Source organism: Vibrio sp. 1078-1 (assembly GCF_033340475.1).
On record NZ_JAWOWM010000215.1, the window covers coordinates 1 to 811 of the forward strand.

Sequence of the window (811 nt, forward strand, 5' to 3'; positions counted from 1 at the left end):
CACGATAGGAATAAGAAGAATGAGTGGAATTGGCAGAATTCTGCTGCGAGCCATGACGACTTCCTTGTTTTTGTTCTAAAAATTGTGTTCGGAGTATATACCAATTCGAATAGGATCACCGCATACACTCAAATCTCGATGAACCAAGTATCGTGAAATCACTCGAGCGGATTTAGGTATAAACTGTTTAGTGGGCAATCGATAGGTAATAACGATGACAAACATAATTCACACCGGAGAGTGCGCCTGTGGCTTAGTTCAACTTCGCTGTAAAGATGAACCTCTGCGAACCTCTATTTGTCACTGCTTTGAATGCCAGAAACGAACAGGCAGCGTTTTTGGTGTCCAGGCCAAATTCGATAAAGAGCAGGTCATTTTAGATGGTGACACGACCAACTACACCAGAATCAGCGACGATGGTAATGAAGTGAAATACGAATTTTGCCCTGCTTGTGGCACGACGATGCGACTGTTGTTATCCGCAGCACCCGAAATCGTTGTTGTTCCCGTTGGAATTTTCAATAACACCGAATTTCATGAGCCAAAAGTTGCGATTTATGAGCAAAGGAAACAGGGCTGGGTGAGTTTCGAGTGCACAATGGAACACATTCAATAGAGGGGAATCCCCCTTTATTGGCTTGTTGTGATCTGAGCAAAAGCTCTATAAATGAGATTTTTTTGAGAATGATCAACCGAGTTGAACAGGAAAAGGTTTCGTAACTCAGTGTGAGCGTTATAATCTGCTCCTAACATTTGGTGGGGTTTTATTGTGATTTCCAGACTTCCTCGTTGGGTGGAATATGGCGCGTTT

Annotated in this window: 2 protein-coding genes; one reads left to right on the forward strand and one right to left on the reverse strand. The window is 43.0% G+C overall.

What is annotated here, in order from left to right:
• Positions 1-214 precede the first annotated feature (214 nt).
• Complete coding sequence (locus R7190_RS26690; RefSeq protein ID WP_318137774.1) at positions 215-616, forward strand: GFA family protein; 402 nt, start codon at positions 215-217, stop codon at positions 614-616.
• 14 nt (positions 617-630) lie between these two features.
• Here the strand turns inward: R7190_RS26690 and R7190_RS26695 are convergent.
• Positions 631-811 (reverse strand): hypothetical protein (locus R7190_RS26695; protein WP_318137775.1); only part of this gene is annotated, 181 nt, incomplete at its 5' end.

Coding starts and splice junctions, on each gene's coding strand:
- R7190_RS26690 (WP_318137774.1), top strand. CDS start 215: ATGACAAACATAATTCACACCGGAGAGTGCGCCTGTGGCTTAGTTCAA.